Origin of the sequence: Butyricimonas muris, assembly GCF_046365375.1 — a bacterium.
Classification (GTDB): Bacteria; Bacteroidota; Bacteroidia; order Bacteroidales; family Marinifilaceae; genus Butyricimonas; species Butyricimonas muris.
The window spans coordinates 32,967-58,434 of record NZ_JBKEIT010000002.1 but is presented as its reverse complement, the minus strand read 5'-3'; the positions used below and the strand labels follow the sequence as shown (position 1 = coordinate 58,434).

Sequence of the window (25,468 nt, the reverse complement as noted above, 5' to 3'; positions counted from 1 at the left end):
GTACTATCATAGACTATTCCTCCATCAATTTACGGGTTTTCACGATCTTCTGCGACGACTTGGACAGATTTTCCTCGTCCTCAAGGAAACGCTTAATCTTACGAATAGCTTCCTGATAACCCGGTATCTGCACCTTCTCGTACAAGTTCACCTTTTGGGTGGTCTTCTTTCTCGCCTTATCGAGCAACTCCATTTTTCTCGCGAAAAACTCTCTCTCCAAAGCGATACTCACCACTTTCTTGATGTATTCAACTCCGTCAAGGAGCCATCCCGGTTGGTTGAACAAGCTGAAATCCTTCACCTCGTAGTCCACCCCGTCCAGAACGGGCGTCTTCACCCCGGCAATCTTCTTCACCGACATCCTTACATCCTTCACGACGAGAATATCTTCCTTGTACTCGTCATAAAGCTGTAGCATATCGTTGAGCGAATTCAGCGTCTCCTCCAACTTCACACTAAACTCATCCGCCACCTGTTTCGCTTTCTTCACCTCCGACCGCAAAGCCGACTCCTTGTTTTTGATGGTAGGCAATGCCCGTACTCTCATCTTCAACTGCTTATCCAGCCCCTGAAGCGAAGTTTTATTATATTGAAACTTTATCACCTTACCAGTTTTTTAATTTTAGATTTTAAATTTTAGATTTTAAATTTCAGACTGCTTAGATTTTAAATTTTTACTTACAGTATTAATCGAAGCTACTATCATAGCCAAGATTTCCCTTGCTTCTTTTCTCAAAGGAGCGATCGGTTCCACTTTAGCCAAGCCAGATTCCTCAATAATTTCCAACCAATAAATTGTTTCATCACATTCCTCTTCAACAATTTTCATTTTATGGATAAAATCCTTACCCGATTTCGCTCGACATACTGCCCGATAATTAGCACCAACCGACAAAGCGCAACGAAGAATCTGATTTATAATCACTCGTGAAGCATTATTCTGTGGAAGTACTTCCACGAAACGAATTACCCCTAAACCTAACTTCTTCGTCTTATTTTGAAACTCAGCGCTATTCATCACTCAATTTAAAATCTAAAATCTAAAATTTAAAATCAAGAAAATTTTCATTCTGAAAATTTTCCGAATTGTTCGATAATCTCCGCCTTAATTCCCAATTCCGCCTTGTTAAAGTATTTCCGGAACAGCTCCCACGCTGTATCCAGCATCTGCTCGACACTGATGTTTACGTCAATGGCAAGTAGGTTGTTCGAATACTCTTTCGCGAAATCAAGGGTACGGCGGTCGTAGTCCGTCAGGTCAAAACCGTTCTCCATCTTCGTGCGGGCATTGGCTGCATCGGCATACAGACGGATGGCGGCATTCATCACTTGCGGGTGATCCTTACGGGTTTTCTTACCGATCACGAGCTGTTTCAAACGAGACAAACTTCGGAACGGGTCAACGATAACCTTACCGATCTCCGAATCCTTACGCAAGAATAACTGTCCCTCGGTAATGTACCCCGTGTTATCCGGAATAGCGTGTGTAATATCACCACCGGACAACGTGGTCACGGCAATAATCGTGATAGAACCTCCGGCAGGGAACTGCACCGCTTTCTCGTAAATCTTCGCCAAGTCCGAGTACAGAGAACCCGGCATGGAATCCTTCGACGGGATTTGATCCATACGGTTAGACACGATACTCAAAGCATCGGCGTACAACGTCATATCCGTCAACAATACCAATACCTTCTCGTTCTTCTCCACGGCGAAATACTCGGCAGCCGTCAATGCCATATCCGGAACCAACAAACGCTCCACCGGGGGAGCCTCCGTCGTATTCACGAAACTGACAATACGGTCAAGCACTCCGGCATTATCGAACAGATTCTTGAAATACAGATAGTCGTCATTCGTCAATCCCATACCTCCCAAGATAATACGATCCGTCTGGGCTCTCAATGCCACGTTCGCCATTACTTGGTTATACGGTTGATCCGGATCGGCAAAGAACGGAATTTTCTGTCCGGACACCAACGTGTTGTTCAAATCGATACCCGCGATACCCGTTGCAATCAATTCCGACGGTTGTTTACGTCGAACCGGGTTCACGGAAGGACCTCCAATCTCTCGTTCCTCCCCGTCAACTGCCGGTCCCCCGTCAATCGGGTCGCCGAAAGCATTGAAGAAACGTCCGCACAAATCATCTCCAACCCTTAAAGTCGGAGCCTTCCCCAAGAATGTCACTTCTGCATTCGTCGGGATACCCTCCGTTCCGGAGAACACCTGAAGGGTTATATCATTACCCCAAATCTTCACGACCTGTGCCAACCGCCCGTCTACAATAGCCAATTCGTCATTTCCGACGCCTTGAGCATTCAACGTACACGTTGCCTTCGTGATCTGGGTAATCTTTGTATAAACTTTTTGAAAAGCAGTCGTCATACAATTTTAGATTTTAGATTTTAAATTTTAGATTGCTCTTCTTTCAATTTACAATTTAAAATTTAAAATTTACAATTATCTCATTTCTTTTTTCTCTCGTCAATAATCCCCTTCACCTCAGCCTCATACTTCTTGAAGGCATCGGATTGGAATTCGGAATAGTTCATCTGCTTGAATCCATTAATGATCCGTTTAAAGTAAGGATTAACCTCCTCGAACGTGTCAAAATTAAACTCGGAGCGAACCACGCCCAACACCATTTCCAACATATACTTCTGGCGTTCCATTGAAGTAGAGCCGTCAATGTTGTCAAAAGCATCCTGCTGCAAGATCACGAAGTCAATCAACTCGGATTTCCAGTATACCACGTGATATTCCAATGGCACACCGTCATCTCCCAAAATGTCGATCTGTTCGGCTGTCTCTCGTCCCCGTACCAATATATTACGGGCCTCATTCACTCCGTCGATCCACGTGTCGGAAATATTCTTCTTGGCAAACTCCACGAATTCCGGGTACTCCAGATACTTGGAATAAGACTCCAACGTATCGATAGCCGGGTAACGTTTAGCATCGGCACGAGCCTGCGACAGAGCATAGAAACAACGAGCCACCTTCTTCGTGGACTCCGTCACCGGCTCTTTCAAGTTACCCCCGGCAGGCGACACCGTACCGATAAAGGTCACGGAACCCGTCTTACCGTTATTCAAGTACACCATCCCGGCACGAGCGTAGAAGTTAGAAATAATTGCAGACAAGTCCATCGGGAAAGCATCCTGTCCCGGCAACTCCTCCATACGGTTGGACATCTCACGCAAAGCCTGAGCCCAACGGGAAGTAGAGTCGGCAAGCAACAACACCTTCATACCCATGGAACGGTAATACTCCCCAATCGTCATTGCCGTGTAAACAGAAGCCTCACGGGCAGCAACGGGCATATTCGAGGTATTAGCGATAATTGTCGTTCTCTCGTACAACTTACGACCGGAACGGGGGTCTTCCAGTTCGGGGAACTCCGTGAAGATTTCCACCACCTCGTTCGCGCGCTCGCCACAGGCAGCCATGATAATAATATCGGCATCAGCAAAACGCGAAAGAGCATGCTGTAACACGGTCTTTCCCGTACCGAACGGACCGGGAATAAATCCGGTACCACCCTCCAGAATCGGGTTCATCGTGTCGATAACACGTACTCCCGTTTCCATCTGACGTGACGGACGCGGCTTGTCCACGTAATTACGGATAGCCACCTTCACCGGCCATTTTTGTATCATACTCACGGGCACCTCTTTACCAGCCTCGTCTTTCAACACAGCTATCGTGTCCATGATCGTGTACTCCCCGGCACCCACGATAGATGCCACGGTAAACTCGCCCTTCAGTTTGAAAGGCACCATTATCTTGTGATCCAACCAGTTCTCTTTCACGTTACCCAACCAGTCGGCAGCCTTCACCTTATCACCGACTTTTGCCAGTGGGGTAAAACTCCATTTCTTATCCTCCTCCAACGGGTTCGTGTACTCACCACGTTTCAAGAATACCCCGGTCATCTTGTCCAAATCGTTCTGAAGACCGTCAAAATTCTTGGATAGCAAGCCCGGTCCCAATGTTACCTCCAACATGTGATCCTCGAACTCCACTAAAGAACCGGGCTTCAATCCCCGGGTACTTTCAAAAACCTGCACATAAGCAATATCCCCAACCACCTTGATGACCTCCGCCATTAACCGCTCGTCCCCGAGCCGGATAAAACAGATCTCGTTCTGGGATACCGGTCCCTCGGTGCGCACAAGTACAAGATTGGAAATAATACTATGAACTTTTCCTTGTGTTTTATTCATCTCTCAATTTTAAATTTTAAATCACTTAAATTCTTCCGCGAACTCAAAACTCCGTCTAAACTTATCGACTACCTCCATGAACACCTTTCGTCCCGACTCGGAGCTCATCTTGCTCCACCTCTCGACGATCATCAGCTCAAGCATAAAACTCAAAACCTTTTCCATGGAAAAATACTCGTACACCACGGCTTCCTCGATGTAATCCCAATGAAGCAAATCCAATCCCCGTTCCCGTTCCACGAGATTAGGGTTATTCATCAGCGACATCACCTTCTCCGCATAAGGATATTCCATACCCAAACCGAAATCTTTCGAGTTCGAAGTCCTCAGCGCCTTGGAAATCGCATTATTACCAATAATCTCCGGGGCAACTTCCTTACCGTATTTCCGACAAGTAAAAGCGACTACCAAATTCTTAATATTCATCGAGAATTCCGCATACTTTCTGACAAACTTGTTTCCACAATTCATCATATAATCGTAATACATCCAACTCAACACATTCTCGGGCGAAGTCTCGTATTTAAGATGTTCCCCTTTGAAATCGGCAATAAATTGATTCAGGTAAGCAGGTAAAGAATTTTTGGGTTCGGCTATTTCGTCTTCCAACTGTTGCAACGGGTATACTGTTTCAAGGGCGGTATCGGGTTCCATCTTATTCAGCAAACGAAGGACTTGCTTGTTATCGGCAGGAAGGAAGAAAAGATTCATCAACTTCACGTCCTCCTTCTTCAAAGCCCCTTGCGCCAACTCCCGGAACCCATTCACGGACAACGACAATTTCCGATCGTCCAGAAAAACCTCCGGTAAACCCGCGATTAAACAGTAGTAATTATTCTTTAATATCATCCTTTTCAAATTTTAGATACTAAAAATCCAATATCTATTTATTTTCTTCAAAAAGGAGCTTCTTCGTAAAGCCTTTGATATATTGGTTAAAGAAAGCCTCGAACAATTTCTCCGAGAACGCTATCTGGAACCCTCCGTCTTTTGGTTGGATCACGAATCCTTCGTCCAAGTTACCCACGTTCACCGTGAGCCCTTTATCCAGCAAATCCTTATATTTTGCCGTTACAAATGACTCGAATTTATCTTTCTCGTCAGCAGAAAGAAGTACTTCCATATCCAAATTCCCCCCGGCAACATCCCACTTCTTCACGATTGTCATAACCAACTCTTGAATGAAAGCCTTTTCCTCAAATCCGACCTTGGCAACCTCTCCCGCTACTTCTCCGGCAACAAGATTAGTAATTGCCTGTTTCAATGCAGTGATCGCTTGACGGGCACTCAACGTCATTTCAGACTCCGCCTTCTTCTTCAAGTTTGCTACATCGGTTTCGGCATCGGCATTCATCTGATCTGCCTTTGCCTTTGCCTCGGCAACGATCTTTTCGGCCTCTTGCTTCGCTTGGTTGATGATATTCTCCGCCTCCCGGCGAGCCTTATCAACCCCCTCATCATAAAGCTTCTTGGTCAAAATATCTAATTTATTCTCCATAGTAAAAAAACGTATTATATATATTAATTTATTCTTCTTTTATCCAGATAATCAGAACTCAATAAACGTGCCAGTGTTCCAGAAAAACGGCGTCAAGATATTAAAAAACCTTCACAAAAACAAATATTTTCTCATATTCCCAGGGCGAACGCATCAAAAGGCTTTTCGCCCGGTTCATAAAGTTGAGCTTTCAGCTCATAAAGTTTATAAAGTTCATAAAGTAACGGGCGTCCTTCGGACAAGGTTTACCGGCAGCTATGCTGCCGTGGACAAAGCGCCCGCTAGGGTCCATAAACCTTATGAACTTTATAGACTTTATAAACTTTTAACTAAAAGGGCGAAAAGCGTTTTGACGCATTCGCCCTGCTCGTATTCCAACAGCCTGCCAAAAGTACACGAGAAAAACTTATAAAACGAAAAGCCGCACCATTTAGATGCGACTCTTCACTTGTTTAACTTTTCGCTATTTCTCTCGTCGATGCTTACTCCACCGATATTTGCACCAAGCCACCACGACTGAACTGATCACTCCTCCCACGATACTCAATATCCCCGCCACTAAATCATTCGCCAACTGTGAGAAAAAGGCATTCAAACTCAACGTGAAGAATATTCCGGTAAAAAAATAAATACTCATCACGGATCACTCGATAATCAAATATTCACTATCCGATACTTGACTACCATTCTTTGACGTGGCAAAACAATAGGCCACAACCTTCGAGTTATCCCAACCTTTCGGAAGCGCGAAACTGGTACTGCCACTCTCGCCTCTATTCCTCAACGTGACAATCTTCAGGCGTTTCAATGCAGTCTCGAACAATACGGCATATACCCTATCATCCACTAACGAGTTAGCGTACTCGTCCTCGTTTGCCTCTTGCTCGAATTGATATTTACTTGTATCCGCACTATACGTCACCGAAATCTCCGGTACCTCAAGCCATCCTTCTGCCACCTTCATCCGCTCGAACTCCATCGTGGCAACGTGTCCTTCAGTCACGCTCACGGCTCCCATGTTTGCTTTCACGAAAGCGTTCGAAGTCGTTCCTCCTCCCACTCCCTTGAATCCTTTCCGGATAACCGCTAACAAACGACGGGCCAACTGTATCAACACTTTCATCCGTGCCCGCTGATCCAGAATCTCCGGCGTCGGATTATCTTTCCTCTTGAATACTTTCGCTTTCGCGACATTCTTCTTATTCGTGTAACACATCGTCACGTTCCCGACGGACTTCGTTACCTTTCCCAACAAATTTGAATCAAATATTGCCATAACAACAAAATTTAAATAATTAATAAATAAAAAACTCACTCTCCCGATTGAAGCGTGCGCACCACCCCAATCAAAAATTAAAAATCACTCTATCGTAATTCGTAAATCACTAAATCATAATTCGTAAATCATAAATCTAAAATTGTAACGCCGGTCCCGGATCCACCTTCCTCGCCGTTACATCCGAATGCCCTACCACGTACTTTATCGGGTAACGCTTCTTCAACAACCGGCACACCTCCCGCAACACGTCCATCTGTACCCTCGTGTACTTGTGCCAGTAAGTAAGTTCTCTCCCGGAATCATCCGTGTATACCTCCTTGAAAGGCACCTCCCGTCCACATTCCGCCACAAACTTTCCCCCTTCCATCCGTAATTGTCCCAAGTTATCCAACTCGATCCCGATAGAATAATGATTCAACTCCTCTCGTCCGGCATACCAACTTCTCCCGGCATGCCAAGCCTCGATATTAAACGGCACCAACTGAACCACTTCCCCCGCTCTCCCGATTACCAGATGAGCCGAAGCCGCCACATCCGGTCGAGTCAGATAATGAGCCGATGACATACAATTACTCCCTGCCGTGTAATGTAAAATAATCATGTCCGGCCCGACAATAGCTCGTGTATTCTTCACGCAATCCAGATAAATCACCCCGTGACCTACCAACCGATCGTTCACAATTGAAAATTGAGAATTGAAAATTGAAAATGTCATAACAAAAATCTTTAAATTAATACTCGTAACTCATAAATCGTAAATCTAAAATTTAAAATCAGCGCCGCTTTCGTGCGATAGCCCCCAACATTTTCTCCCCGCTCCGCCCGATCACGTACCCACCCAATCCGATTTCCAACAAATCCCAAAACCGGGAAGAATCCGCCAAGATTGGCAAACTCGTGAAAGTCCCCACCAGAATGATCACCGCGAATGTCAGCATCACCAACGGTCTCCACGACCTCTGCAACCAATTCCCTGTCGCTTCCGCTTGAATCACGTTTGCTTGGACCTCCGCGATCTCACATTCATATTCGTACATCAACTTCATGATCTCTGCTTCCAATTCCTTTTTCTCCCTCGCCGGGAGTGTCAACCGACCGACTAACTCTCCGATCGCGTTCACCATATTCACTACCGGCTTCATTCTTCCTCTTGCAAACAGATATACTGGCTCGGCGACAACACTTTTCCGTTAGGGGAAATAAAATAACAATACACGTGTACTTTTTTCCCTTTCTTGCGGAACACCCTAAAATGAGCTTCCCGTTCCTTTCGACAAACCGTCAATTCATCAATTACCTCCGGGGAAAATGCCCTATCCTCGCGCAACACCATTACCCCCAACCGCTCTTTCCCTTCCGTCAACGTCCCGATCAAACTATTCACCCATTTCAACGTCACCTGTCCTTCCTTATCCACCCATCCTTCCAAGTTAAACACCTTCTGTCGTTTCCCGGCAGCAAACTGCAATTGTGAATAATCCTTGATCCTCCCGTCCGGACCAAACGCCTTCAAATTCTCCTTCATGAAAAAAGCATAACCGCTAACACAGATCCCTTGGGCTGCAATATCCAGCACCTCATCCAAAGGCGTTTCCTTCAATTTCTGGTAAAACCGGACTGCCGTCCGAAACCTTGCCCGCACCGCCCGTTGTTCCTCCGTATTGGAGTCATTCTGCTTTGCCCGTTTTCTCAGAAACGTTTTACCCCCTAACCGGTAGAGAACAAAATCACCCACTCGTCCTCTGATTCCCAAACAATTTTTTACTTCTGCCATAAGCTCTCGTTTTAATAAATACCAACGTTTACATCTCTCTCGTTTTTCTGAATGCAAAAGTACATCCCCTGCCAAACTCCATCACTACACGCGTGCCCCGCGTGTAGTGATTTTATTTTCAATGCATTGATTATCAATAGCGATTTTTTTTGAAAAATCCACAAACTAACTCTACCCCACATCATTTAATGCCTCCGGGCATCCTTCTCATCTTTGGCCTGCTCTATCAAAAACACCAACTGTTTCGAAAACACCGCTACATCCTTCAGTCTTCCAAAAATATCCCGCTTCAGATCCCGGTAATTCGGAAGTTTCATCCCGAAAACCCGCTCCACCAGCTTGATAATCTCGTCATAACCCATCAACTTTCCCCTCGGCGACCACAACACCTTCGCTAGACAAATCCCCAATGCCAATTCCGCCATTTCCATTTTCGGATTTTCCGACTTCCAAATTGCCAGCGGTCCGTCATCCAGATGCCCGGCAAACCATTCCGGTTTTTCCAATCGCTCCCGTACCAACCGGATCTCGTGCTCCACCCGCATCAATACGGCATGAAGACACAAACTCACCGTGATCTTTTTTTCCAGTCCCGTCACAAATTTGATACACCTCGTCCCAAACCTGCAACCGGATACGGATACCTTCCAAACCGCGAGCCACCTCACTATAATCCCGCACCTCCTCACTCCATTTCACCAAATCGTTCACGAACTCCTGAACAATCACCTCTATTTGTTCACCCGACATCTCTTGAGCACCTTCTTTTAACCAAGAGAACAACCTCCCTTTCAATAAATGTTCCATAATCACATTTTTTAATTTATAAAAAAAGCCCCGGGAACTCTTCTCCCGAGGCATATCTTCAATCACCGCATCGTCTAACCGGCAATCCCTTTACCCATAAATCCTTTCATCAATCGTAAATCATGGAACGAACAAGAAATTCCTTCAATCTAAAATTTAAAATCGTAAATTAGTCAGGTTTTTCGCCTCTCCCGATCTCAAAAACTTCTCCAAAAGCTCCACTTGCTTGATCGAATGAATATCTCCCGAAACATGATCGATCAAACCTGCCGCTGCCAGAGCCTTCGCCCCGTGTTGAGCCTCCTTTCCGTAAAATCCGACAAACGATAACAGATTCACCTGCATCCGACATCCCCTGTGCTTCAAATCCTCAGCACGTTCTTCCAAATGCCCCGCGTAAAACGGGTAACGTTCCGGGTGTGCCAATACCGGCGTGTAGCCCTTGTCCTGCAATCGAAAAACCACCTCCTCGAAAGAAGGCGATGCAGCCACGAAACTATGCTCCACCAGCACTTTTCCCCCGTCAAACGAGGCAATATCCCCCTGCTTGATCAAATCTATCATGTACTCCCCGACTTTGTACTCCGCTCCCGCGTCAGCGTCTATATCAATCCCCTCCTTTGCCAAACACGTTCTCAATGCCTCCAACTTCTCTAAAATCCCACCTCGCATGTTCAAAGGCGACGGGAAAGATATATGAGGGGTAAAAGAAAACCTCTTCACCCCCAGTGCCAACATTTTCTTCACGATCACCACCGAATCCTCCATCTTCCTCACCCCGTCATCCAATCCCGGCAAGATATGAGAATGCACGTCATGCTCGTAAAAGAAGTATTGTTTATTCTCCCTTCGAAACCAACTCATCACTTTGTCGATTTACGTTTTTTCCCCTTTTTCTCACCGGCATCCTGCCCGTAGCCATAACCATAACCATAACCATAACCATAACCGTACCCGTAACCACCGGAACGACTCATCTTTATACCGTTCACCACGATTCCTAAATTCTCCATACGTTTCCCTTTCTCCAGATCGGTAATCACCCGCAATCCCTTCTTGTCAAGCACATTTGCCCGAACCACGTAAACACAGGCATCCGCGTACCCGCTCAAGGAAAATCCATCCGCCAGTATCCCCAACGGCGGTGTATCAAGAATAATAACAGAAAAATCTTTTTTCAAGCATTCCAACAATTCGCCCATCCGGGGACTCGCTATCAACTGTGTCGGGTTCGGCGGTACAGTACCCCCGAATATCACGTGAAGGTTATCATCCACCTTCTCGATAATCGAACCCGGGTCATCCACCATCCCTGCCAAATACGCGGACAGCCCTTTCTTGTTCTCTCTCTTGAAATACTCGTTCAATTTCGGGTTTCGCAAGTCACAACCGATCACGATCACTTTCTTACCTGCCTTGGCATAAGCGTTAGCCAGATGTGCGGCAACCAGCGATTTTCCCTCTCTTGGTATAGTGGAAGAAACCATGATCACCGGCACTCCCTTTTGCTTGATCAAGTAATTCAAATTTTCCCGAATCAAATGCATCGATTCCGACATCAGGAAATCTTCTTGGGAAACAGACGTTTTATCCTCGGGTAATTGCGGCAAAGTTCCCAGCAAAGGTGAACTCACAACCTTTTCTACCTCGGAAGCATCTCTCACCTTCGTGTCCCACATATCTGCCACAAACATGATCCCCACGGGCAAAACGACACCGATAAACATTCCGAATAATAAAATAAGCATTTTTCTGGGGGCTACCGGATGCTCCCCCGGGTCCGGGTTCTCGATAATTTTGGCCATCGGCACGTACATCAGCTTGGCGATCTCCGCCTCCTCCCGTTTCTGCATCAGGAACAAGAAAAGATTCTCCTTTAATTCCTGTTCGCGGGCAATGGAACGGTATTGTTTTTCTTGCGTGGGAACGGATATCAATTTCTCTTCCACCAGTTGACTCTCACGCTCCAGACTCTTAATCTTAATATCCAACCCCTTCTCCACATTCGCAATTGCCGAGCGGATACTACTTTTCAATTCCCGGAGCTGCATTTCCAACCCCGTGATAATCGGGTTACTCTCGCGGGCAGACTGTAATAACTTTCCCCTTCGCAACACCATCTCGTTATACTTACTGATCCCGCTGTTTAATGTCTCGTCCGTAAGCCCGAGCCGTTCCGGCAAAATCCTGAACTCCTCACCTTGCCTATCCTCAAGGTAAGAGCGCACGCTCTTTACCACGTCCATTTCCGTCGCCAACTTCAACAACTCCGCATCGGTCACCTTCTTCTGCTCCATCACCAAAGCCGCATCCGAAGTCAAGTTCGTCAACTGGTTCCTTTTCTTGAACGATTCTGCATCATTCTCTATATCACCCAACTCTTGGTTGATCACCCGCAAACGCTCATTGATAAACTCCACTGTCTTTTCCGACACGAGTTGTTTATCATCAATCCCGTTTTCATTGTAACGCCGGATCATCGTGTAAAGAAAATCCATGCCTTTTATCGGGTTCGTTTCTTTCAACGAAACCCCCACCGCACTCGTGTTCTTCTCCAGTAAATTTATTTCCAGCCGCTTGTGGAAATCCGTGGCGGCTTTCCCGTAAGATAACAGATCCACGCGTATTTCATCTCCAGCCCGTAACGACGAATCACTTCTCTCCACCGTCATCCGATAATCACCCATCGGGATCGCCCGGGAAAACTCCCCCTCGAACATGATATTCCTGTCCGCATCAAGTACCTCAATCCGGTTCATCTCTCTTGCTATCACGTAAAGCGTCGTATCTTTAATATTCTCCGGCAAATCTACCAAAACCCGCACGGGAGAGTCCTTATACAACTTCTCGTCCCTCAATACTTTCTCCCGCGTATAATCCACGTTCAATTCCAGTTCCTTTACCACATCCAGAATCAAATTCTTGGATTTCAATTCCACGATCTCGTTCTCCACCATCATGTTCCCCTGAAACAAACCCAACTCTTTCAACATCGGGTTCACCCCGACTTCCCCCTTCTTCGAGTCACTAATCATCACCTTCGCCCCCACTTTATACACCGGCGTCGAACTAAAACAAACGTACAAAGCTATGCCTGCACACAACGGAATACTGATGGCAAACCACCACCAACGAGCCAAAATTTTAAAGAAAAAAGCTCTCAGGTCAAAATACTCTTCTTCTTCTGCCTGAATCAAATTACTATCTTGGTTGGTCATCTTCATAAATTAATTCTTCCGAAACTATTTAGTCAAGGTTATAAGTGCCACGATCGTCGATAAACTCGACAATATATAAGGCAAGAAAGTACTCACGCTTCCCCCGGCTATACGCCCCTTGTTTGGCTCCACGTAAACCACATCATTCTGTTGCAGGTAGAAAAAGGGGGAATCTATAAAATCACTCGATGTTAAATCTATCCGTGCGAAGATTTTCTCGCCGCCCTGTTCTCGCATCACCAGCACGTTCTTCCGTTTCCCGTTAATCTGCAAATCTCCCGCCATACCCAAGGCATCCAACAAAGACACTCGCTCGCTGACCACTTTATAACTACCGGGACTTTTCACCTCTCCCAATATCGTCACCTTGAAATTCTGGAATTGTATCGTCACGATCGGATTCTTCAAGTAAACAGATAATTTTTCTTTCAACATCTCTGCCAAGTCATTTCGCGAGATTCCCTCCACTTTCAATTTCCCGAGTACCGGGAAATCTATTTCTCCGTTCTTGTCCACGAGGTATCCCCTTGGAATCTGTTGTGTCGAAGTCGTGCTTACCTCCCGCCCCAACCCAATCATCGGCGTGTTAAAGGGTAACGCAGATTCCAGATCATCACACGACACGATGATGGATAACAGATCATCCGTGTGGATCACAGTCTTGTACTCACTCTCCGCTTTTATCCGTTTATTAACATCCACATCCTGCAAATACACCACTTTCTTGCTCGAGGCACAGGAGGCCAACAATCCCCCGGTCAACAACAACACGATCACGTTTTTTATCAAACACATAGATTTAGATTATTTCTTGATACAATTTTTTATCTCTCTCGTGATATACGCCACATCCTCATCCGTCACGCGAGGACCGGCAGGGATACACAAACCCCTCTCGAATAACTTTTCCGAAGTACCATCCACGTAACAAGGATTCCCCGCGAAAACCGGCTGCAGGTGCATAGGCTTCCACAACGGTCGGGTTTCAATTCCTTTAGCGTCCAAAGCCACACGCACCTCCTCGTGATCTACCCCTGTCACCGCTTTGTCGATCAAAAGCGTACACAACCAGTAATTCGCATTAAACCGGTTATCGGGATTCGACATCAACTCTATTCCATCCACATCGGCGAATGCCCGCTCGTATAATTCATGCACGTGGCGGTGATGAGCCACATGCTCGTCCAATACTGTCATCTGTCCCAAACCGATCCCGGCACAGATATTACTCATCCGGTAATTGTAACCGATCTTCTCGTGCTGGTAATAAGGATACGGTTCCCGTGCCTGCGTGGCGTAGAACATCACCTTCTTCTTTGACTCCTCGTCCGGACAAACCAATGCTCCTCCTCCCGAGGTTGTTATCATCTTGTTTCCGTTAAAACTCAACGCCCCGTACAACCCGAAAGTCCCGCACTTTTGTCCCTTATATTCCGAACCCAATGCCTCGGCAGCATCTTCCAGTACCGGAATGTCATATTTCCCGGCCACCGCACAAATCTCGTCCATCTTCGCCGGCATCCCGTACAGGTGCACCGGAATAATTGCTTTCGGCTTCCGTCCCGTTTTAGCGATCCGGTCTTGTATAGCTCTCTCCAACAACACGGGACTCATGTTCCACGTCTCTTCCTCCGAGTCTACGAAAACAGCCGTCGCCCCTTGATATGTCACCGGGTTGGCAGAAGCGCAAAAAGTGAAACTCTGGCATATCACCTCGTCACCCGCCTGTACCCCCAACAATATCAACCCCAAGTGCAAGGCCGCCGTCCCCGCACTCAATGCCACCACCTGCTTCCCTTCATTTTCAACTCTCAACTTTCCATTTTCAATTGCTTGTTCTCCACTTCCAATCAAAAAATCCCGCAGTGATTTTTCAAAAGCGTTCACGTTTGGTCCCAAGGGCACTACCCAATTCGTGTCAAACGCTTCTTTAATAAAATCCTGTTCCTTGCCGCTCATGTGCGCCAAACAAAGATAAATTCGTTCCCTTTTCATGTAAAAATCTCTTGAACACACCCTTCCGGTCAAGACATAACAACCACGCCTTCACTCCCGCGAGTGCCCTATTGATAAATAAAACTTATGATTATACTACGAAATATTCAATTCCCCAACAAGACCTCTCCGTGACCGGGATATAAATCCCGCCCCTCCGCGACTTTCAAAATCGCCTCCACGGATCGGGCTGCATCTTGTTTGTTGCTACGTGGGAAAGTAGTTATTACCTTCACTTCCGGTATAAAAGAATCGCCCGTGAATATCTCTCCCCTCGTGTAATAAGTCAAGCAACTCTTGTCATGCCCGGGCGTCTCCAGTACTTTCAAAAATTCCCCGGGAAACAACTCAATTTCATCTCGGTCATGTAAAATTTGAACATTGTCACCCGTGAACACGACGGGGTCATCATGATACCTCGAGAAGTTCAACTTGTCCGAGTATAAACCCTCTTTCCCCGCCTCTGACGTGTAAACTACACATTCCGGGTAAAGTCCCACGAGCCGATTAATCCCGTACAAGTGATCATAATGCGTATGCGTGAGAAATATTCCTAGAACCGCCATCCCCGCAGAAATAACCTCCAACATGGGTTCCACGTCCCCTATGTCTACCAACCAACACCAAGCCATCCCTTTCTCTTGCAACACGTACGCGTTAGAACTAAAAATAGAATTAACAATCCGAACAATATTCATATTTGACAAATATCCTTCTAATAACGAACACTTTCATTCTTTTACTCTCGACCTCTCAATTCGTCCCGTCAAAAGGAACTGTTGTAGCTTCTCCCTCCTTCGAAACTCCATCACGACAAATTATTGTTTTAATTGCAAGAAAAAATATTTTTAAATCAAGCATGAATGACACGTGATCCACGTACCACACATCCATCTCAAATTTTTTCAACCACGTGTTATTATTTCTCCCGTTGACACCAGCCCAACCAACAATTCCAGGTCTCACTTCGTGTCGTCTTGCTTGTTCCGATGTATAAAATGCCAAATATTTAGCCGGAAGAGGACGGGGACCTATTAACGCCATATCTCCTTTCAACACATTTACCAACTGGGGTAACTCATCTATTGATAATTCTCTCACAATCCGTCCCACGGGTGTTAACCTATCTGCATCAGGAAGTAATACTCCGCTTTCATCCGTTCTATCACTCATTGTTTTGAATTTCAAAATCTTAAACAACTTCCCCCTATATCCCGAACGTGTCTGCACAAAAAATATCCCATTCAAATTCTTGTGTGCTAGTAGTAATAAAATAGCGATAATACATAAAAATGGGATTAAAACACATAAGGCTATCAAGGCTATCACGAAATCCATCACCCTTTTAACAAAAGACACGTACACACTCATCTTATATCACGTATTAACATGAATGCTTCAACTCTAGGATAAGAAACCGTTGCACCTCTATATTTTGCCAACGCTTCTATCGCCTCAATTGAACGAGAGGACGGAAATTCTCGTATTTGGGATTTGAAAAACCTCATCGCAACACATTTTGCATTGAACTCTTCCTCTGTCAACTCCACAAATACATTAGGTATAAATGCCTCTGATTGATACGGAACTCCCCACTCGGTTTCCGACAAAGTTTCATAAGCGTAAACTCTTTTCACAGAACAGTTATTCACGGGACGACAAGCAACAAGTGTCGCATCAAAAACCGCCTTATGATCTTTATGTATATCACCACGATGTGGAACAAAAACAGTATCAAATTGATACTTCTGAATAAGTTCTGACAATGCAGTCGCTATTTTGTAAGAAGGAAACGTATCTAACCTTGGCGCAGGAAAATCCATAAAAAAAGTATCTTCCACACCCAAGGCTCGATGTGCTGCTAATGCTTCATTCCTCACGTTTTGTATCCCTTCCAAAAGATATCTTTCCGGATCTCCCACGTGAGCGTTAGTCACAATCAAAACATATGTTTCGCTCCCATTATTTACCATCTTTTTCATTACTCCACCACAGCCCAAGACTTCATCATCCGGATGCGGAGCTACTACTAACACTTTTTTCATACTTAATATATATCTGAATCCCCGTAAGAATAATACCAATTTTTAAATTCAGTCAACACGTCACTTAAAGACTCATCAAACACTCTCACTCCTAAGAAGGTTTGTTTACCACCCAATACAAAACCATTTTTCTCGTAATAAATATGTCGCCGATCAAAAAGAGAAAGCCACGTGTGTACACTTGATATTTTTAAATCAAAAGAAGCAATAATGTGTGAAAGAAACTCGGGTAGCAAAGAGATGTTCTCCATAGCGATTCCATTTTCAACAATAAACGCCCCATACGAGCCATCCGCCATCGGGTACAATTTAACGACTAAAAAACCTGACAAGACAGAATCTCGATGTTCAAAAATATAATATTTATTAAAAGGGTTTTCTTTATACCTCCAATTCAAATAATCCACTGATTGATTCAAGGAAACACGGAAAGCAGAAGTTATTTGTTTTAATAAATCCGAATGAGATTGATCAAAAGTTTCCATCCTCGTTATCATGGGTGATAAGCAAGGTTTTATACTAGATGTCTCCAACACCAAATGATGAATAACGGCCAAATCTCTCCAACTCAAATTCTTGATAAAACCATAGTGAGAATTCTTATTGGGAAATCCCATAACGCATTTCGTATCGTATTTTTGGGCGATAAACGAGTACAACTCTTCCGCCAAAGTCTTGAATATCCCTTTCCCGCTGTAGTCAGGATGAGTCATTGTTGTCATAGAAAGAGATGCTTGCGTTATCTCATTATCTACCACAAATTGAAAAGGACTCACGGCATAATGTCCAATCAACAACTCTTTTTCCCACATTAATTTTATATAGTACTTCCCCACTGGATTCCGTTCGAAGCGCCACCGCCAATATTGTTCCCGCATTGGTTTCCCGAAAGTCAATTCAAACAAATGCAATATAGCCTTTTCATCCCCAATTTGGTAATCTCTTATTTCCATTGATACTTCAATTATTTTATGTCAACATAATTTCGCAATCATGTTTTACTTTACTAATTTACCCTTATTAATAATTTGAGTTTTATCACTTATTTCTATACCCGTACGAACTACTCTAGCCGGATTCCCCGCTATCAAACAATGACTAGGAAAACTTTTAGTAACAACACTTCCTGCCCCCACAAACACATGATCTCCAAGGGAAACTCCAGGAAGAATTATTGCCCTTTCCCCTATTACGCAATGTTTACCAATATACGTATCACACCACATTTTTTCCTTTCCTCTAGAATAATCATGAGCTATAATCATCACCCCCAAAGCTACTCGAGTTCCGTCACCAATGTGTACACCCTTAGGATGTGCGCGATCAATAAGAGCTCTCCAAGATATTTAACAATTTTTTCCAATATCAACACCTCTTATTTTCCGCAAATACACTCCATATGAATGATTTATCACTCGACTAATTTTTTGTCTAAAAGATAACTTAGCCATATTATTTTACTTTTATCAAATCCGAAACAACCATCGGTTGTGTTTTCATCCACATCGTTCCCCAAGTCAACCCTAATCCAAAAGATGACATCAACAAACTCTTCTCTGCTGTCATCAATTGCTCCCGCAAACGTGTTACCATCAAAGAAGGAATAGAAGCTCCACCCAAGTTTCCAAATTCTTCCAAATTATATGGTACTTTTTCCAAGGGCAATTTCAATTTCTTCACGATTCTGTCTACGATCATCTTGTTCGCCTGATGAATCAAAAAATAATCCACATCATTATCCCTGTTTATCTTGTAATCCGCCATAAAAGCCTCTATCGACTTGGGAGGTTTGGAAATTGCAAACGAGAACACGTTCATACCGTTTATCAACGTGTGTATGGGAGCTCGAACAATCCCGTTCCCGAAATCTTCATACTCGAAAGACTCTTTCGTGACCGGGTGACGAAATCCCCCGTGTGGAGTCATCAACGCCTCGTACCCTTCCCCGTACGTGTGAAAGTCGACCACGATATCATTCGCTGTCGGATCATATTCCAAAGCCATCGCCGTTCCACAATCCCCGAATAACGGAACTCTACTCTTATCCTTCATGGAACCCATCCGCAAAGCCGTATCCCCGACAAGTAACAACGCCCGCTTCACGTTACCGGAAGACAACAAATTTCCACCTGTTGTGATTGCATACATGCAACCGCAACATCCCATCGGGATATCCATCGAAAAACAATTCTCCGAAAATCCCAATCGTTCTTGCAACAAACAAGAAGTTGGAGGAGTTTTATAATCACCCGTTACTGATTCGAATATCAAAACATCAACGCTCTCCCGCTCCCAATTAAGGTCTGCCAATAGTTGTTCCGCCGCGGCAAAACACAAATCAGACGCACAAACATCATCGGGGGCAATATGCCTCTGTTTGATACCGACAGTATTATTAAACACCTCAGCATCTTCCGGGGTAAAAAACTCGAAATCCGTCGTGTGAACCACGTTCCGGGGAACAGCAGCAGCCACTCCCGCCACCTTCACGTTTTTAATTTCCCACCTTGCCATAAGTTCTAACGTGTTTAAATTTCAACCCCGTATTTGCACAATATCTCTTTACCCGCCTTGTAAGACGTGAATCCCATGATATCTTCCGGCTCGAACATGACATCAAACGATTCTTCCAATAAAGCGACTATATTTAACTGATGAACCGAATCCCACTCTTTCACATTGTCTTTTGAAAAATCATCATTTAAAACACTTTCTGTCACGCCAAACACTTCCACAAACACCTTGTTATATTTTTGCTCCATTTTTTTACTTATTGGTTATTCAATTGACTATATAAAACTTTCCCCACTCTATTTCGGGGTATCTCAGATATAATTCGCACTTCAAAAGCTGATGCCACAATACCAGTTTTTTCAACCAACTCCCCTTTCACCAGCCCAGCTAACTGCACATTTGTGATATAAACTATCATCTTTGCATCCGTTCCTACGCATGCACATTCAACCGGAAATGCAGCTCTTACGATTTGCTCACATTCATCAAGCCCAACCCGCATCCCATAAAGTTTTAAGAATCGTCCCGTACGCCCCACGATATAATAAAACCCATCATCATCCCGATAGGCCAAATCTCCCGTCTTCAAACATCCCTTTCGTTCATCACCCAACGCCAAATCCGCCTTGCACAAGGCATACCCCAAAGTTACATTCCTCCCCCGATAGCACAGCTCCCCTTCTCTGTGACTTTCCTTAACTAATTGTCCTTCCGAATCTATCAAAAATAACTCCCCGTTAGGTACCGCTTTCCCGATACTCCCACATTTCGACAAGGCATATTCCGGTGGCAAATAAGCCATCCTAGCCGTCCCTTCCGTTTGCCCGTAAGTAGCAATCCATCGTTTTCCCGTTTGTTGTGCGTATTCCACGAATTGGAGATTCAATTCCCTCGACAACTTACCTCCCCCTTGCGTCAACAACTCCAAATCAGGTAAATCCATTTTGAAAAAACGCATCATTCGCAAAATCTCGAAACTATAAGGCACTCCGGTGAAACTCGTCGCTTTTCGCTCTTTCAAAAAAGTCCAAAACTCTCTTTGTGTCATACTCAAATCCGTCGCAAGAACCGTCGCCCCCACGTATAGATGACTGAATACAACCGACAAGCCCATGGTATAATACAGGGGCAAAACAAGCACGGGGCGATCCTCGCTCTTCAGTTCAAAAAAAGTCGAAATATTTAAAGCCGAGGCTTCCACGTTTTCATAACTGTGACGCACGAGTTTCGGGCTACCCGTGGATCCTGATGTGGGAAGAAGATGTGATAATTGCTCATAAAGAGGGTAATTCTTTTTACCTGTTTCCAACAGGGAATACCCCCAACGACACAATTTCCGTTCAACACCACCCCCTCCTAAATCCCCATTTGAAAGACATATATACCCAGGCTGATAAATATCCTCTAATTTTTGTAATAGATCCTTGTCTATCTTCGGACTTAACAACAAAGGAATAATCCCCGCCCCAATCAATCCAACGCTCCAAGCTATTCCCCCCACGTCATTACCTGCAAGAACGAACACGAGAGAACGATTTCGTACTAGTTCTTTTAACTCATTGACAAATTCCGTCAATTCACCATATTTCAACATGTCTCCGGCTGAATCTATTACAGCCAAAGAATCTCTTTCATGCTTATCAATATTCAGTACCATAACTTCTAAATCGAAGCACAACCGTCAACTCCCAATATCTGTCCTGAAATATATGAAGCTCTCTCGGAAGCTAAAAAGGAACATGCATTAGCTACATCTTCGGGAGTCCCCAACCTGCCCAAAGCAATCCGGTTTATCCTCTCGTCTATTTTATCCCCGGAAGATTTATACAACTCTGCAAAACGCTCTGTTTCCACTATTCCCGGAGCCACCGCATTCACGCGTATTCCTTGCGGAGCAAGTTCTTTCGCTGCCGATTTGGTCAATGAAATTATCGCCCCTTTCGTGGCAGAGTAGGCAACCTGTCCCGAGGAACCCAATACGGCTGTAACGGACGCAATATTCACAATCGTCCCACGTTTATTTCTAGCCATAAAACGAGCCACCAACTGCATTAATTCCAATACGGCAATCACATTCACACGAAACATCAACTCCGTTTCCTCTCGTATGATCATCCCTATCTTCCGATTAAAAACAACTCCGGCATTATTCACCAGTACATCTATTTTTCCCTCTTGCTTGTGTATCGACATTAAAACATTTTTCACTCCAGTACTATCTGTTATATCGCAACAAACGGGAATTATTCTCACATCATAACGTTCTGAACAATCCTTCGCCCATTGCTCCATTACTCCCGTTTGCCGGTCAAAAGCATAGACAATACCTCCATCTGCGGCAAAACGCTCCACGATTGCCTTCCCAATTCCTTGAGCGGCTCCCGTAACAATACAAACCTTGCCATGTAATAATTTTTCCATCTTTAATACAAAGTTTTCCCCCCATCAATAATTAACGTGTGTCCGGTAACAAACGAGGAAGCATCCGATAACAAGTAAACAATCCCCAATGCGACCTCTCGAGGTTCCCCGTATCGCTTCATCGGATAGGTTTTCATATCCCGCTCCCTATCATCTTTCGAATACTGTTTACCTGCCACTAAATTAGTATCCACCATCCCCGGATTTACACTATTACACCGAATCCCTGTAGAAGCTAACTCTAAAGCTGCATTTTTCATGAATACGTGTAAAGCACCCTTGGAAACACCATACATCGCATTACCCGGAGCCACTGTATAAACTCCGCCGATTGAAACAGTGAAAACAAGAGATGCCCCTTTCTTCAACTTCTTCTTTTTCAATAATTTTTGTGTTAAATATATCGGAGCAAGTGCATTCACCGAAAGTATTTTTTCAATATCTCCACGATTTATAAATTTCACCGGCAATGGTTTCGTGATCCCCGCATTATTTACCATCCCGTCCAACATGGGAAGAAGCGACACCATTCTTTCCAAATCAGCATCTTCCGTTAAATCACAAGTGATCATTCGATGCTCTCTATTCTCTCCACACAATAAATGCAAGGTTTCCGTCAATCCGTTTTCACGGATATCCGTGATAATTACTGAAGCTCCCATTTTAGAACACTCTATCGCAGTAACTCTCCCGATACCGGACGCCGCCCCTGTAACCAAAATAATTTTACCGGAAAGCGAAAACGGATTATATAACATCTCCATTACCGCTTAGCTTTCACGTTATCGAAAAGATCTGCTATTGTATTGGCATTTCGAATATCCTCTCCTTGAATAGTTATCCCATATTCTTCATCCACCATCGCAATAACAGAAAGAGCCATCAAAGAAGACCATTCCTCCAACTTTTTAAATTCAGTCTCTTTGGTAAACACGTTTACATCCGTCTCGTCAAACAACTCTGCAAAAAACTCGATAAACTTAGAAATCTCCATAACTAAATATTTTATATAACTAACTTACTTTAAATTTCAACCCTTCTAGCAGGATTTCCCATCACGGTCGTTCCCGCTTTCACTCTTTTAATCACAAAACTACACGCCCCAACCTTTGCCCCTGTTTCAACGACCACCTTATGATTAATAACCACAGAGGTATGAATCATCGTTTCGTTCTCAATTTTTATTCCCCCCACGCAAGTCACATGTGTATCTATTCGGTTCCAATTCCCGATAACAGCATCATGCCCGACAACACTATAACTCTGGATCAGATTATGATCCCCGACTTTAACATCTGCCCCCAATGCCACGTAAGCCCCAATTACATTTCCTATACCTAATTTCACATTCGTCCCGACACGAGCTGTAGAATGAATAATATTAATAAATTTCCCACCCTTGTATAAAATTCTCTCACAACACACCTTCTTAACATATCCTCCCATAGAACAAGTAAAAACATCGTCTTCTTCCGGACAATATTCTTCAATAGAACCTAACATCGGCGGATACCCCTCAAATTCCTCTAATGCATTAACATTGTCGTCAATAAAACCTTTTATCACGAACTCCTCTCCATACCCCATGCTTTCTCTCACCCAATCATAAAAAGTTCGTCCCATTCCCCCGGCACCAATGATTATTAAGTTTTTCATAAGTCTCGCTTAAGTTGCTTTAATATTTTTTTATAGTCTTTCCACAGCCCTCTATAATGTAATTGTTGAAAATCATGATCCGCATTATCATTTCCTTCAACCAATAAAAATTTACCTCCTTCTAACAAAACTATATCCCACCCCACATATCTAACCGTTGGAATATGACGAGCAGCCTTCATAACAAACTCTTTACATTCTTGCCAATATGGAATTTTAAAACCAATAATTTGTTTTCCGGTTATTGGATGATTAAAAAAAAATTCATTACGCACATTGTATCCCACAGAATCAATTATCCCTGTTTCTATATCAACATTAGCACCAATCCCTTCATAATGAAAATTATCGACAACATTTTGTTTATTACCCATCCTCAATCGAGCACTCATAAAATAAACTATATCCTTAATATTATCATATAATGTAACAATTCTAATCGTATTTATCGACCATGGGTGAAATTCTGCTAAAGTTTCAGCTTGAACTATTTTTTCTTCTAATATATAATGACTATTTTTCTCAGATTTAAGATTCGCATACAATTGTAATATGTCTATATTATCAAAAGAATACATCTTAACCCCTTTCCCTCTATATGAAGAAATTTCCTTTACGAATACTTCCCGATTTTTTTCAAAGAAAGATTTAAACTCTTCAAAAGAAGAATTATTCACATCCATACTTTTTCTTCCCAAAAAATCAAAAAAATATTTATTAAATTTCATCTTATTCATACATAAATCTCTATCTTCTTTTTTATTACATATATTTTGAATTTTACAAAACCGACGATAAGTAATATATTCATTTCGCCCATTAACTCGCTTCTTGTAAAACCCATAACCGAAATAATCACTTATCGATGCTCCTTGAATCAAAAAAGCAAATAGCCAATCTAAAAAATACAAATACTTCATATACAAACAAACATCATTTCCAACGTATATCTGCAACATATCATGAAAACGCTTTCTTATATATCTAATTTTATTCATCTTTCATTATTTTACATTACAATCAAGTTCTACTTCTATTTGAACGTTGGCGATATTTTTTTAACAAACTATTCTGAAAAATGCTATTCTGAAAAGAAATCCCAAAGAACCTAAACATTAAATATTCTATTTCACATAAACGCCTAATTCCCCACGTTCCTCCATACAACTTATCATGGATCATAGTTATTGATTTATATGGTTTAATTTTAAAATCGTCAAAATCAAATGAAATAGATTCATCTATTTTTTGCTTTGCATATATTGGATTCTCGATACAATTCAAACCTTTACCATCAAAACCATAATTTCTAACCTTCGATATATGCGGAAAAATACAATAAACATTGTTAAGGACACAATAAGAATGCCACATTAAATCACCATAAGCCATTTTATATCTAAAGAGTAATCTATGAACTGTAATATGTAACTTTTGATTAAACAATTTGTATACTAACCGCCAAGAATGAACAATATTATAAGCAGCTTTCTGGTTTATTTGCGGCCGAATCTTATTATATTTTTCAAACCAATAACCAGTTCCCCAAGCACAAAAACTCTTCATTGGATAAGCATTATATGGATATCCCTCTATTTTTTCACAGTAATCAAACGGATAAGAATAACCACAAATTGCAACTACATTAGGATTATCTTTATATAATTCTAAACCTTTATTTATATATTCTAAAAAATTTGGAGAAAATTCATTATCATCTTCTGTTAAAATGTAGCGATCAAATCTTTTAGCCACTTCTTCTTTTAAATTCAATCCATTTTTAAAAGCACCATAATTCACGTCTCGACGAAAAATATGCACTTTCTTAAAACCAACAATTGTTTCTACGTATTCACTTATTTCTTTATATCCTTTCCAATGTGACTCATTGACAGGATAATCTAAACCAATAAAAAGTTCTGTATCTTTTGCACCCGCACATCGAGCTAAAGATTCTACACATCTCTTAAAATGCACGTGTCGACACAATGTTGGTATAATTATTGGTGCATAAATTTTAATTTGTATCATA

Annotated in this window: 31 protein-coding genes; all 31 read right to left on the bottom strand. The window is 43.2% G+C overall.

Going from position 1 to position 25,468, the window contains the following annotated elements:
* Window positions 1-13: 13 nt before the first annotated feature.
* The 31 genes from ACK8P8_RS03300 to ACK8P8_RS03150 all read right to left on the bottom strand — a co-directional run bounded on the left by ACK8P8_RS03300 (window position 14) and on the right by ACK8P8_RS03150 (window position 25,467).
* Window positions 14-604, bottom strand: coding sequence for a V-type ATP synthase subunit D (locus tag ACK8P8_RS03300; protein WP_099290740.1), 591 nt, complete (start codon window positions 602-604; stop codon window positions 14-16).
* Between the two features lie 39 nt (window positions 605-643).
* A complete protein-coding gene (locus ACK8P8_RS03295; RefSeq protein ID WP_369859432.1) occupies window positions 644-1,018 on the bottom strand; it encodes a four helix bundle protein in 375 nt (124 codons plus the stop codon).
* Between the two features lie 47 nt (window positions 1,019-1,065).
* Complete coding sequence (locus tag ACK8P8_RS03290) at window positions 1,066-2,388, bottom strand: V-type ATP synthase subunit B (RefSeq protein WP_186977061.1); 1,323 nt, start codon at window positions 2,386-2,388, stop codon at window positions 1,066-1,068.
* An 80-nt stretch (window positions 2,389-2,468) separates the two neighbouring features.
* Window positions 2,469-4,229: a V-type ATP synthase subunit A gene (locus ACK8P8_RS03285; RefSeq protein ID WP_369859433.1), complete on the bottom strand. Its 1,761-nt coding sequence runs from the start codon at window positions 4,227-4,229 to the stop codon at window positions 2,469-2,471.
* 21 nt (window positions 4,230-4,250) lie between these two features.
* The gene (locus tag ACK8P8_RS03280; protein ID WP_303181983.1) at window positions 4,251-5,078 is read right to left on the bottom strand and encodes a DUF2764 family protein; all 828 of its coding nucleotides are present in this window, start codon (window positions 5,076-5,078) and stop codon (window positions 4,251-4,253) included.
* 34 nt (window positions 5,079-5,112) lie between these two features.
* A complete protein-coding gene (locus ACK8P8_RS03275; protein WP_227217675.1) occupies window positions 5,113-5,727 on the bottom strand; it encodes a V-type ATP synthase subunit E family protein in 615 nt (204 codons plus the stop codon).
* Between the two features lie 463 nt (window positions 5,728-6,190).
* Window positions 6,191-6,364: a hypothetical protein gene (locus tag ACK8P8_RS03270; RefSeq protein WP_176554941.1), complete on the bottom strand. Its 174-nt coding sequence runs from the start codon at window positions 6,362-6,364 to the stop codon at window positions 6,191-6,193.
* A 6-nt stretch (window positions 6,365-6,370) separates the two neighbouring features.
* Complete coding sequence (locus ACK8P8_RS03265; RefSeq protein WP_186977066.1) at window positions 6,371-7,003, bottom strand: DUF6266 family protein; 633 nt, start codon at window positions 7,001-7,003, stop codon at window positions 6,371-6,373.
* Between the two features lie 136 nt (window positions 7,004-7,139).
* Window positions 7,140-7,721 carry an N-acetylmuramoyl-L-alanine amidase gene (locus tag ACK8P8_RS03260; protein ID WP_186977068.1) on the bottom strand — a complete coding sequence of 194 codons (582 nt, stop codon included), beginning with the start codon at window positions 7,719-7,721 and terminating at the stop codon, window positions 7,140-7,142.
* Window positions 7,722-7,779: 58 nt separating this feature from the next.
* Complete coding sequence (locus ACK8P8_RS03255; RefSeq protein WP_255469558.1) at window positions 7,780-8,130, bottom strand: 3TM-type holin; 351 nt, start codon at window positions 8,128-8,130, stop codon at window positions 7,780-7,782.
* A 14-nt stretch (window positions 8,131-8,144) separates the two neighbouring features.
* Entirely contained in the window at window positions 8,145-8,780 is a 636-nt protein-coding gene (locus ACK8P8_RS03250) for a hypothetical protein (RefSeq protein WP_410025543.1), read from the bottom strand.
* Between the two features lie 185 nt (window positions 8,781-8,965).
* A complete protein-coding gene (locus ACK8P8_RS03245; RefSeq protein WP_141560889.1) occupies window positions 8,966-9,352 on the bottom strand; it encodes a hypothetical protein in 387 nt (128 codons plus the stop codon).
* Window positions 9,249-9,587, bottom strand: a complete 339-nt coding sequence (locus ACK8P8_RS03240; RefSeq protein ID WP_292270558.1) for a hypothetical protein — start codon at window positions 9,585-9,587, stop codon at window positions 9,249-9,251. Before ACK8P8_RS03240 ends, ACK8P8_RS03245 begins: the two co-directional genes overlap by 104 nt.
* 156 nt (window positions 9,588-9,743) lie before the next feature.
* Window positions 9,744-10,451 carry a tyrosine-protein phosphatase gene (locus ACK8P8_RS03235; RefSeq protein ID WP_369859435.1) on the bottom strand — a complete coding sequence of 236 codons (708 nt, stop codon included), beginning with the start codon at window positions 10,449-10,451 and terminating at the stop codon, window positions 9,744-9,746.
* Window positions 10,451-12,811, bottom strand: a complete 2,361-nt coding sequence (locus ACK8P8_RS03230) for a GumC family protein (RefSeq protein ID WP_369859436.1) — start codon at window positions 12,809-12,811, stop codon at window positions 10,451-10,453. The genes ACK8P8_RS03235 and ACK8P8_RS03230 overlap by 1 nt, the downstream gene beginning before the upstream one ends.
* An 18-nt stretch (window positions 12,812-12,829) precedes the next feature.
* The gene (locus tag ACK8P8_RS03225; protein WP_099290749.1) at window positions 12,830-13,600 is read right to left on the bottom strand and encodes a polysaccharide biosynthesis/export family protein; all 771 of its coding nucleotides are present in this window, start codon (window positions 13,598-13,600) and stop codon (window positions 12,830-12,832) included.
* Between the two features lie 9 nt (window positions 13,601-13,609).
* Window positions 13,610-14,800, bottom strand: coding sequence for a DegT/DnrJ/EryC1/StrS family aminotransferase (locus ACK8P8_RS03220; protein ID WP_369859437.1), 1,191 nt, complete (start codon window positions 14,798-14,800; stop codon window positions 13,610-13,612).
* A 107-nt stretch (window positions 14,801-14,907) separates the two neighbouring features.
* On the bottom strand, window positions 14,908-15,498 hold the full coding sequence (locus tag ACK8P8_RS03215) for an MBL fold metallo-hydrolase (protein WP_369859438.1): 591 nt from the start codon (window positions 15,496-15,498) through the stop codon (window positions 14,908-14,910).
* Window positions 15,499-15,553: 55 nt separating this feature from the next.
* Entirely contained in the window at window positions 15,554-16,165 is a 612-nt protein-coding gene (locus tag ACK8P8_RS03210) for a sugar transferase (protein WP_227217713.1), read from the bottom strand.
* 2 nt (window positions 16,166-16,167) lie between these two features.
* Window positions 16,168-16,845 (bottom strand): PIG-L deacetylase family protein, encoded by a 678-nt coding sequence (locus ACK8P8_RS03205; protein WP_369859439.1) that lies wholly within the window; start codon window positions 16,843-16,845, stop codon window positions 16,168-16,170.
* Between the two features lie 2 nt (window positions 16,846-16,847).
* A complete protein-coding gene (locus ACK8P8_RS03200) occupies window positions 16,848-17,798 on the bottom strand; it encodes a GNAT family N-acetyltransferase (protein ID WP_369859440.1) in 951 nt (316 codons plus the stop codon).
* 45 nt (window positions 17,799-17,843) lie between these two features.
* Window positions 17,844-18,071: a DapH/DapD/GlmU-related protein gene (locus tag ACK8P8_RS03195; protein WP_410025591.1), complete on the bottom strand. Its 228-nt coding sequence runs from the start codon at window positions 18,069-18,071 to the stop codon at window positions 17,844-17,846.
* Between the two features lie 226 nt (window positions 18,072-18,297).
* Window positions 18,298-19,359 (bottom strand): ketoacyl-ACP synthase III, encoded by a 1,062-nt coding sequence (locus tag ACK8P8_RS03190; protein WP_369859441.1) that lies wholly within the window; start codon window positions 19,357-19,359, stop codon window positions 18,298-18,300.
* 14 nt (window positions 19,360-19,373) lie between these two features.
* Window positions 19,374-19,607, bottom strand: a complete 234-nt coding sequence (locus ACK8P8_RS03185; protein ID WP_227217691.1) for an acyl carrier protein — start codon at window positions 19,605-19,607, stop codon at window positions 19,374-19,376.
* Between the two features lie 8 nt (window positions 19,608-19,615).
* On the bottom strand, window positions 19,616-21,016 hold the full coding sequence (locus ACK8P8_RS03180) for an AMP-binding protein (RefSeq protein ID WP_369859442.1): 1,401 nt from the start codon (window positions 21,014-21,016) through the stop codon (window positions 19,616-19,618).
* 5 nt (window positions 21,017-21,021) lie between these two features.
* Window positions 21,022-21,780 carry an SDR family NAD(P)-dependent oxidoreductase gene (locus tag ACK8P8_RS03175; protein WP_227217693.1) on the bottom strand — a complete coding sequence of 253 codons (759 nt, stop codon included), beginning with the start codon at window positions 21,778-21,780 and terminating at the stop codon, window positions 21,022-21,024.
* A 2-nt stretch (window positions 21,781-21,782) separates the two neighbouring features.
* A complete protein-coding gene (locus ACK8P8_RS03170; protein ID WP_369859443.1) occupies window positions 21,783-22,544 on the bottom strand; it encodes an SDR family NAD(P)-dependent oxidoreductase in 762 nt (253 codons plus the stop codon).
* Window positions 22,544-22,774: an acyl carrier protein gene (locus ACK8P8_RS03165; protein WP_369859444.1), complete on the bottom strand. Its 231-nt coding sequence runs from the start codon at window positions 22,772-22,774 to the stop codon at window positions 22,544-22,546. Before ACK8P8_RS03165 ends, ACK8P8_RS03170 begins: the two co-directional genes overlap by 1 nt.
* 29 nt (window positions 22,775-22,803) lie before the next feature.
* On the bottom strand, window positions 22,804-23,436 hold the full coding sequence (locus tag ACK8P8_RS03160; protein WP_369859445.1) for an acetyltransferase: 633 nt from the start codon (window positions 23,434-23,436) through the stop codon (window positions 22,804-22,806).
* On the bottom strand, window positions 23,433-24,434 hold the full coding sequence (locus ACK8P8_RS03155) for a sugar-transfer associated ATP-grasp domain-containing protein (RefSeq protein ID WP_369859446.1): 1,002 nt from the start codon (window positions 24,432-24,434) through the stop codon (window positions 23,433-23,435). Before ACK8P8_RS03155 ends, ACK8P8_RS03160 begins: the two co-directional genes overlap by 4 nt.
* 22 nt (window positions 24,435-24,456) lie before the next feature.
* Window positions 24,457-25,467: a hypothetical protein gene (locus ACK8P8_RS03150; RefSeq protein WP_369859447.1), complete on the bottom strand. Its 1,011-nt coding sequence runs from the start codon at window positions 25,465-25,467 to the stop codon at window positions 24,457-24,459.
* Window position 25,468 lies beyond the last annotated feature (1 nt).

What these genes read in the sequence shown, in the direction of transcription:
- ACK8P8_RS03280 (WP_303181983.1), bottom strand. Translation starts at nt 5,078, where the DNA reads ATGATATTAAAGAATAATTACTACTGTTTAATCGCGGGTTTACCGGAG.
- ACK8P8_RS03260 (WP_186977068.1), bottom strand. Translation starts at nt 7,721, where the DNA reads ATGACATTTTCAATTTTCAATTCTCAATTTTCAATTGTGAACGATCGG.
- ACK8P8_RS03265 (WP_186977066.1), bottom strand. Translation starts at nt 7,003, where the DNA reads ATGGCAATATTTGATTCAAATTTGTTGGGAAAGGTAACGAAGTCCGTC.
- ACK8P8_RS03225 (WP_099290749.1), bottom strand. Translation starts at nt 13,600, where the DNA reads ATGTGTTTGATAAAAAACGTGATCGTGTTGTTGTTGACCGGGGGATTG.
- ACK8P8_RS03240 (WP_292270558.1), bottom strand. Translation starts at nt 9,587, where the DNA reads ATGGAACATTTATTGAAAGGGAGGTTGTTCTCTTGGTTAAAAGAAGGT.
- ACK8P8_RS03235 (WP_369859435.1), bottom strand. Translation starts at nt 10,451, where the DNA reads ATGAGTTGGTTTCGAAGGGAGAATAAACAATACTTCTTTTACGAGCAT.
- ACK8P8_RS03165 (WP_369859444.1), bottom strand. Translation starts at nt 22,774, where the DNA reads ATGGAGATTTCTAAGTTTATCGAGTTTTTTGCAGAGTTGTTTGACGAG.
- ACK8P8_RS03285 (WP_369859433.1), bottom strand. Translation starts at nt 4,229, where the DNA reads ATGAATAAAACACAAGGAAAAGTTCATAGTATTATTTCCAATCTTGTA.
- ACK8P8_RS03175 (WP_227217693.1), bottom strand. Translation starts at nt 21,780, where the DNA reads ATGGAAAAATTATTACATGGCAAGGTTTGTATTGTTACGGGAGCCGCT.
- ACK8P8_RS03160 (WP_369859445.1), bottom strand. Translation starts at nt 23,436, where the DNA reads ATGAAAAACTTAATAATCATTGGTGCCGGGGGAATGGGACGAACTTTT.
- ACK8P8_RS03270 (WP_176554941.1), bottom strand. Translation starts at nt 6,364, where the DNA reads ATGAGTATTTATTTTTTTACCGGAATATTCTTCACGTTGAGTTTGAAT.
- ACK8P8_RS03230 (WP_369859436.1), bottom strand. Translation starts at nt 12,811, where the DNA reads ATGAAGATGACCAACCAAGATAGTAATTTGATTCAGGCAGAAGAAGAA.
- ACK8P8_RS03295 (WP_369859432.1), bottom strand. Translation starts at nt 1,018, where the DNA reads ATGAATAGCGCTGAGTTTCAAAATAAGACGAAGAAGTTAGGTTTAGGG.
- ACK8P8_RS03200 (WP_369859440.1), bottom strand. Translation starts at nt 17,798, where the DNA reads ATGGAAATAAGAGATTACCAAATTGGGGATGAAAAGGCTATATTGCAT.
- ACK8P8_RS03185 (WP_227217691.1), bottom strand. Translation starts at nt 19,607, where the DNA reads ATGGAGCAAAAATATAACAAGGTGTTTGTGGAAGTGTTTGGCGTGACA.
- ACK8P8_RS03275 (WP_227217675.1), bottom strand. Translation starts at nt 5,727, where the DNA reads ATGGAGAATAAATTAGATATTTTGACCAAGAAGCTTTATGATGAGGGG.
- ACK8P8_RS03250 (WP_410025543.1), bottom strand. Translation starts at nt 8,780, where the DNA reads ATGGCAGAAGTAAAAAATTGTTTGGGAATCAGAGGACGAGTGGGTGAT.
- ACK8P8_RS03215 (WP_369859438.1), bottom strand. Translation starts at nt 15,498, where the DNA reads ATGAATATTGTTCGGATTGTTAATTCTATTTTTAGTTCTAACGCGTAC.
- ACK8P8_RS03205 (WP_369859439.1), bottom strand. Translation starts at nt 16,845, where the DNA reads ATGAAAAAAGTGTTAGTAGTAGCTCCGCATCCGGATGATGAAGTCTTG.
- ACK8P8_RS03180 (WP_369859442.1), bottom strand. Translation starts at nt 21,016, where the DNA reads ATGGTACTGAATATTGATAAGCATGAAAGAGATTCTTTGGCTGTAATA.
- ACK8P8_RS03220 (WP_369859437.1), bottom strand. Translation starts at nt 14,800, where the DNA reads ATGAAAAGGGAACGAATTTATCTTTGTTTGGCGCACATGAGCGGCAAG.
- ACK8P8_RS03255 (WP_255469558.1), bottom strand. Translation starts at nt 8,130, where the DNA reads ATGGTGAACGCGATCGGAGAGTTAGTCGGTCGGTTGACACTCCCGGCG.
- ACK8P8_RS03290 (WP_186977061.1), bottom strand. Translation starts at nt 2,388, where the DNA reads ATGACGACTGCTTTTCAAAAAGTTTATACAAAGATTACCCAGATCACG.
- ACK8P8_RS03190 (WP_369859441.1), bottom strand. Translation starts at nt 19,359, where the DNA reads ATGGCAAGGTGGGAAATTAAAAACGTGAAGGTGGCGGGAGTGGCTGCT.
- ACK8P8_RS03195 (WP_410025591.1), bottom strand. Translation starts at nt 18,071, where the DNA reads ATGTGGTGTGATACGTATATTGGTAAACATTGCGTAATAGGGGAAAGG.
- ACK8P8_RS03170 (WP_369859443.1), bottom strand. Translation starts at nt 22,544, where the DNA reads ATGGAGATGTTATATAATCCGTTTTCGCTTTCCGGTAAAATTATTTTG.
- ACK8P8_RS03150 (WP_369859447.1), bottom strand. Translation starts at nt 25,467, where the DNA reads ATGATACAAATTAAAATTTATGCACCAATAATTATACCAACATTGTGT.
- ACK8P8_RS03155 (WP_369859446.1), bottom strand. Translation starts at nt 24,434, where the DNA reads ATGAATAAAATTAGATATATAAGAAAGCGTTTTCATGATATGTTGCAG.